Annotated in this window: 7 protein-coding genes; 4 read left to right on the top strand and 3 right to left on the bottom strand. The window is 76.3% G+C overall.

Annotated elements, in window-relative coordinates; all coding sequences use genetic code 11:
- Both ACFWPI_RS36245 and ACFWPI_RS36240 read left to right on the top strand, forming a co-directional pair.
- Positions 1-794: hypothetical protein (locus tag ACFWPI_RS36245; protein ID WP_380425293.1), on the top strand; the 794-nt coding region annotated here is incomplete at its 5' end.
- On the top strand, positions 791-1,855 hold the full coding sequence (locus tag ACFWPI_RS36240; protein WP_380378199.1) for a hypothetical protein: 1,065 nt from the start codon (positions 791-793) through the stop codon (positions 1,853-1,855). The genes ACFWPI_RS36245 and ACFWPI_RS36240, both read left to right, overlap by 4 nt.
- Positions 1,856-1,903: 48 nt before the next feature.
- Here ACFWPI_RS36240 and ACFWPI_RS36235 read toward each other — a convergent pair whose 3' ends face one another.
- Positions 1,904-2,827: an endonuclease/exonuclease/phosphatase family protein gene (locus ACFWPI_RS36235; RefSeq protein ID WP_380378200.1), complete on the bottom strand. Its 924-nt coding sequence runs from the start codon at positions 2,825-2,827 to the stop codon at positions 1,904-1,906.
- Positions 2,828-2,993: 166 nt separating this feature from the next.
- Positions 2,994-3,644 (bottom strand): M15 family metallopeptidase, encoded by a 651-nt coding sequence (locus tag ACFWPI_RS36230; RefSeq protein WP_380378202.1) that lies wholly within the window; start codon positions 3,642-3,644, stop codon positions 2,994-2,996.
- A 188-nt stretch (positions 3,645-3,832) separates the two neighbouring features.
- On the opposite strand from ACFWPI_RS36230, the gene ACFWPI_RS36225 reads away from it, so the two are divergent.
- Together ACFWPI_RS36225 and ACFWPI_RS36220 are read left to right on the top strand one after the other, a co-directional pair.
- A complete protein-coding gene (locus ACFWPI_RS36225) occupies positions 3,833-4,504 on the top strand; it encodes a response regulator transcription factor (protein WP_063353004.1) in 672 nt (223 codons plus the stop codon).
- Positions 4,501-5,634, top strand: coding sequence for a sensor histidine kinase (locus ACFWPI_RS36220; protein WP_380378203.1), 1,134 nt, complete (start codon positions 4,501-4,503; stop codon positions 5,632-5,634). Before ACFWPI_RS36225 ends, ACFWPI_RS36220 begins: the two co-directional genes overlap by 4 nt.
- Positions 5,635-5,657: 23 nt before the next feature.
- Here the strand turns inward: ACFWPI_RS36220 and ACFWPI_RS36215 are convergent, their stop codons facing one another.
- A complete protein-coding gene (locus ACFWPI_RS36215) occupies positions 5,658-6,362 on the bottom strand; it encodes a hypothetical protein (protein ID WP_380378205.1) in 705 nt (234 codons plus the stop codon).
- Positions 6,363-6,394: the final 32 nt, after the last annotated feature.

Below are 6,394 nucleotides of genomic sequence, written 5' to 3'. Positions count from 1 at the left end.
CCGCCGAGCCCGCCGCGCCGACCGCCGCCGCGCCCACCGCTCCCGCCGCCCCGCGCCCCGCCTCCCGCCGCCTGCTGCGCGCGGGTGCCGCGACGGCCGCAGCGGCGCTGGCCGGGGTGGCCATCGGCGTCGGCATCATCAAGACCCAGTACGACGACCCGGCCCCGGCCGTCGCCGCCGGGCCGTCCGCCGCGCCCGTCCCGACCGCGACCGCCACGCCGTTCGGCGCCAAGTCCAACGGCAACCACTTCGGTTCGCTGCGCGACCTGCTGCTGCCCGTCCCGGCCGGCTACGAACCCGGCCCGGACGAGGGCGGCTACGGCAACGACACCGAACTCGGCGCCGAGTTCCTGTCCGCCGAACTGGACGACGAACTCCAGCAGATCCCCAAGGACAAGCGCGACAAGCTCCGCTCCTACTGGGAGGGCCTGCACGTCAAGGCCACCGGCGTGCGCACGTACCGGACCACCGAGGACGACCTGGTGGTCGGCCTGAAGCTGCGCCAGTTCAACCAGCAGGAAGTGCAGAAGCTCAACGAGTACACCGCGGTCTTCACCGGCGACACCGGCCTGTTCCGGATCGGCCCGGAGATCCCGGGCCACCCCGAGGCGCACTGCTACCTGATGCCGGCGCCGCCGTCCGCGCCGATCGACTACCTGGAGTGCTCGGCCGCCGAGGGCGACCTGCTGGTGGTCATGAACGTCGAGGGCGTGGCACCGCTGCCCAAGGACCGGATCGTCGCCCTCTTCACCCTGCAGCTCGACCGCCTCGCCCGCCCGGGAGCGTCCGCATGACCGACCACGCCACCCCGCACGAGCCCGCCGCCCTCGCCGAGGCCCCCGCGGGCACTCCCGCCGAGGCCGCCACGGAGACCCTCGCCGAGACCCCCGCAGGCACCCCCGCCGAGATCCCCGCCGCTCCCGGCGCGGAGACCCCCGCGGAGACTCCCGAGGAGCACGAGGCCCGCCTCGCCCGGCGCAGCGCCCGCCGCAGGGCGGCCGCGCGCTGGGCCACCGCCACCCTGGTGTTCGCCCTCGCGGGCACCGGCGCCGCGCTGGCCGTCACCGCCCCCGAGCGCACCGACCTGCCCGGCCTGGCCACCCCGGGCGACGGCCGCTACACCTTCCCGCCGCTGACGCTGCCGCCGCTGCCCTCCGGCAGCAGCGCGCCGGACCGTACGGGCGGCAAGGGCGCCCTGCACGCCGCGGACCTGCGCTACCTGCTGCTGCCCTCCCCCAAGGAGGCCGGCGGCAGCCTCACCCCGGCGCTCTACCCGGTCCCCACCGCCTCGGCCACCGGCACCCCGTCGGCGAGCGCGACCCCGAGCCCGACCGCCACCGCCTCCGCCTCCGCCTCGGCGTCGGCCTCGGCGGGCGCGAGCCCGTCCACGGCCCCCGCCGGCCAGGCCCCGGCCGACTGGGTCACCTGCGACGCGATCCTCGCCGACCAGCGGGACCCGGCCGCGCTCCGCGAGCTGCTCCTGCGGGACGCCTGCCGGGCGGCCACCGTCCGGGAGTGGACGGCCTCCGACGGCACCCGCACCCAGATCCGGCTGCTGCGCTTCGGTGCCTCCTTCGAGTCCTGGAACGTCTTCTCCTCCCTGCGCTCCGACGCCAGGCCCAATGCCCTGCCCGGCGCGAAGAGCACCTCCCACAGCGCCTGGGACACCGTCGAGGGCGTCCACCTGGACGCCCAGGAGAGCACGGCGAAGGGCGCCAAGGGCACCCCGAACGCCCGCGTCGCCTACCTCTGCGCCTCCGACCTCGTCGCCGTCGTCACGATGACCAACCCCGACGGCGTCCCGGACGCGGCCTTCCGCCAGGTGGTCACCCTCCAGTCCGACCTCCTGGCCTGACACCGGCCCTCGCGCCTGCCACCCCTGCGCCTGCCACCCGCACGCCCCTCACGCCGTCAGCCGGGCGGCGGCGGGCAGGTGGTCGCTGGAGGTGGCGGGCAGGGTCCAGGCGGCGGTCGCGGACAGGCCCCGGGTCATGACGTGATCGATCCGGGCCAGCGGGAAGACCGCCGGCCAGGTGAATCCGAAGCCGCCGCCCGCGCTGTCCTGCGCGGAGCTCAGCCGACTGGTGACCGGGGCGAGCGCGTGGTCCCCGGCGGCGGTGTTGAGGTCGCCCAGCAGCAGCACCCGGGGCAGGGGCTCCTCGTCCAGCGCGGCGCCGAGCGCGGCGAGGTTGCGGTCGCGGTGAGCGGTGGCGAAGCCGGTGACGTTGAGCCGGACGGAGGCGAGATGGACCACGTACACGGCCAACGGCCCACCGGGGGCCTGGACTTCGGCCCGCAGCGAGCGGCTCCAGCCCGGGTCGATGGTCAGCCGCCGTGCGTCGGTCAGCGGGTGGCGGCTCCACAGCGCGACGGTGCCGATCCGCGTGCGGTGCGGCAGTTCGGCGTCCAGCACGTGCTGGTAGACGGGCAGCGCGGCGTCGGTGACCTCCTCCAGGGCGACCAGGTCGGGGCGGGCGACGAGCAGCGCTCGGGCCGTGCCGGCGGGGTCCGGGTTCTGCGCGCTCACGTTGTGGGTGACCACGGTCAGGCCCGCACCGCCGGCCGGGCCCGCACCGCCCCCCGGCGGCGGGCCGCCGCCGGCGAGCACCGGCCCGAGCACGACGGCCCACACCGCGGCCAGCACCACCGCGGCGCACGCCGGCACCGGCGCGCGGCGCAGCGCGGCGACGAGCAGGACGGCGGGCACCACGACGCCGGCCCAGGGCAGGGCGCTCTCCCACAGGCTCCCCAAGTGGACGCCCAGGCTCGGCACCCGCCGGTGACCGGCCAGGGCGAGGGCGGTCAGCAGGGCCACGGCGGCGGCCACGCGGCCGCGCCGCCAGCGCCCGACCGGCGGGCGTTGCTGCCGCTCCCGACGGCATCGACGGCCGCCCGGGCGGGAGACACCCGCCGGAGCGCTCCCCGCCCCCGCCTGCGGGCCCGCTCCCGCCCCCGGCGCGAGCCCCTCCTGCGATCGGATCATGAACGGCCCCCTACCCGGCCGCGTCGGGCAACTGGGCCGGACAGGTCCCGCCAGGGCTGGTCAGCAGCTCGAAGTGCCAGATCTCGTTGGCGTACACCTGGCAGAGCCCGTACCGCGCGCCGTGCTGGATCAGCCAGTAGTCGGCATTGGTCGGGCCGATGTCGATCGCCTTGCCCGAGACGTGCGCCGACTTCTCCGGCGTGTTCACGAACTGCCTGGCCCGCTCCAGACTCCCGTACCTGGCCACCCCCTTGTCGAGCAGCCGCTGCTGGTACTCCTTGCTGCGCCAGCCCGAGGTGACGGTCATCTCGATGCCCTGGGCGCGCGCGTCCCGGGCGGCCTGCTGGACGGCTTCCAGCAGCGGCCCGTCCAGGTTGCCCACCGCCGGGGCCCCGGTGTCGAACGGGGTCAGCGTCGTGCCGTCGGGAATGTCGCCGTCCGCCCCCGCCGAGGAGCCGGAGCCCGGAGCGAGGGAGGAGGAGAACGGCGCGACGGTGGCCGCCAGGGTCCGCAGCGCCGCCTCGGTCGCCGGCGGATCGGCGGCCGCGCAGGCGCCGGCCAGCGCCAGCACCACCACCGCCCCGGTGCCCACGGCCACCGCCCGCCGGCCACCTCCCGCCGTCCGCCACCGCGTCGCCTCCTGGCGCGTCGTCCCGTCCATCGCTGCCTCCCGGCGCTCGTCATCTCGCCGCGACGGGGAAACCCGGCGGCCACACCATGGGAGGAAATGCGGTGTTACCAGGACGTCTGCACTAACCGATACGTTTTCGATAGGCCCGTTCGTGTCCAATGGACACCAGCGGCAACGGCAACGGCAACGACAGCAAGAGCGGGACGGGAGAACAGCGCGTGCGGGTCCTGGTGGTGGAGGACGAGATCTACCTCGCCGAGGCGGTCCAGGCGGGCCTGCGCCTGGAGGCGATCGCCTGCGACATCGTCACGGACGGCGACGCCGCCCTCGAACGCCTCGCCGTCCACACCTACGACGTCGTCGTCCTGGACCGCGACATCCCCGGCACCCACGGCGACGACGTCTGCCGCACCATCGTCGAGCACCGCCTGGGCTGCCGCGTCCTCATGCTCACCGCCGCCGCCCGCCTCAACGAGAAGGTCGCCGGCTTCGAACTCGGCGCCGACGACTACCTGACCAAACCCTTCGACCTCGCCGAACTCGTCGTCCGGCTGCGCTCCCTGGCCCGCCGCCCCGCCCAGGCCGCGCCCCCCGTCCTCGAATACGCCGGACTGCGCCTGGACCCCTTCCGCCGCGAGGTCTACCGCGACGGCCGCTACGTCGCCCTCTCCCGCAAGCAGTTCGCCGTCCTGGAGGTCCTGATGACCGCACGCGGCGGCGTCATCAGCGCCGAGAACCTCCTCGAACGCGCCTGGGACGAGAACGCCGACCCGTTCACCAACGCCGTCCGCATCACCATCTCCGGCCTGCGCAAACGACTCGGCGAACCCTGGGTGATCCAGACCGTGCCCGGCGTCGGCTACCGCCTCACCGACGGCACCCCCACGTGAGCGCCCCGCCCCGCACCCGCCCCGCGCCGCGACCGCGCCGCCTGACCGCCCGCCTGCGGCTCACCCTCAGCTACACCCTCTTCGCCGTCATCACCGGCACCCTCTGCCTGGCCGTCGTCTACATCGGCATGCGCTACATCCCCAACTACCCGCTCACCTCCTCCAACCCCCGCGACCGCCTCTCCGCCCCCTCCCGCCAGGAGATCCTCCGCTCCCTGCTCACCATCTCCGGCTACGCCCTGGCCCTGCTCACCGCCGTCGGCACGATCGGCGGCTGGTTCATCGCCGGCCGCGTCCTGCGCCCCCTCCAGGACATCACCAGTGCCGCCCACCGCGCCGCGAGCGGAGCACTCGAACACCGCATCGCCCTCGCCGGCCCCCGCGACGAGTTCACCGACCTCTCCGACGCCTTCGACGAGATGCTCGAACGCCTCCAGCGCTCCTTCGACGCCCAGCAGCGCTTCGCCGCCAACGCCTCCCACGAACTGCGCACCCCCCTGGCCATCACCCGCACCATGCTCCAGGTCGCCGCGGCCGACCCGGCCCGCCAGGACTGGACCACCCTCGTCGCCCGCCTCCAGGACACCAACCAGCGCGGCATCGAGATCAGCGAGGCCCTCCTCCAACTCGCCGACCTCGGCCACACCGCCCCCGAACTCGAACCCCTCGACCTCGCCCACACCACCCGCGACGCCCTCGCCGCCGTCCAGGAGGAGGCCGCCGCCCTGGGCGTCACCGTCACCACCGACTGCCGGCCCGCCCCCGCCACCGGCAACCCGGTCCTGCTGCGCCAGGCCGCCGTCAACCTGCTGCAGAACGCGCTGCGCCACAACCTGCCGACCGGCGGATCCGTCACCGTCACCACCGGGGCGGACCCCGCCGGCCCCGGCCGGGTCCGGCTCACCGTCACCAACACCGGCCCCCGCCTGGCCCCCGAGACGGTCCCCACCCTCACCGAGCCCTTCCTGCGGGGCCGCGGCCGCACCGCGCAGTCCGACCCCGCCCGCCGCGGTCACGGCCTCGGCCTGGCCATCGTCGCGGCCATCACCGACGCCCACCACGGCGACCTCGGCCTCACCCCCGCCCCCGGCGGCGGCCTGCACGCCACCCTCAGCCTCCCGGCCCGCTGAGCCCCGCCCGCCGGAGCGCCGCCTCACCCCGTGGGCTGCCCCGGCCGGCCCGGCACCCACAGCGGCACCGGGCCGCCGAGCGCCATGTACCGGGCCGCGTCCTCCTCCAGCCACCCGTCCACCCGGCCCGGATCGCCGCCGCACGACTCCACCAGCGCGGCGGCCGCGATCCGGGCACAGGCCAGCATCAGCGCCAGGGTGTCCCGGCGGTGGTGCCGCTCCCGGACGTAGGCCTCGCCCCGCTCGTCGATGCGCCGGCCGTGCGCCTCCCGGCCCTCGGCCGCCGAAGCGCCCCCGCACCCGCCCCCGCCCCCGCCCCCGCCGTCGGCGGTGACCGCCTGGACGCCGTGCCACACCAGGGCGAGCGCGGCCGGTTCGGCCGGGTGCGTCACCTCCGCCCGGCCCGCCTGCTCACGGGCCTCCGCCGACCGCCGGCCCAGCCACTCCAGCACCGCCGGCACGTCCCCCTCGCGCGCCTGGAGCACCAGCTCCGCCGCCCGGTACGCGAGCGCCCGCAGGACCTCCCCGGCCGGCACCCGCAGCCCCGGCGCCGGCGGCTCGCCGAACGCCAGCCAGGCGTCCGCGAATGACGCCGCCCGCATCCGCCCCAGCCACGCCGGAGCCCCGGCCGCGTCGCCCACCCACTCCTGCGCACCCAGCCGGACCAGGCCCGCCGCGGCAAGCCGCGCCGCGTCCCCGTCCAGCCCGCACAGCCGTCCACCCCTCACCGCGCACCCCCGTCAGCGCCCTCAAATCCCGT

Origin of the sequence: Kitasatospora sp. NPDC058492, from assembly GCF_042720685.1 — a bacterium.
Lineage (GTDB): Bacteria > Actinomycetota > Actinomycetes > Streptomycetales > Streptomycetaceae > Kitasatospora.
The sequence above is the reverse complement of the archived record's forward strand: the minus strand, read 5'-3'. Positions and strand labels throughout refer to the sequence as shown.

Bases quoted from the DNA above. Each gene is read 5' to 3' on its own strand.
- ACFWPI_RS36240 (WP_380378199.1), top strand. From the start codon at position 791: ATGACCGACCACGCCACCCCGCACGAGCCCGCCGCCCTCGCCGAGGCC.
- ACFWPI_RS36230 (WP_380378202.1), bottom strand. From the start codon at position 3,644: ATGGACGGGACGACGCGCCAGGAGGCGACGCGGTGGCGGACGGCGGGA.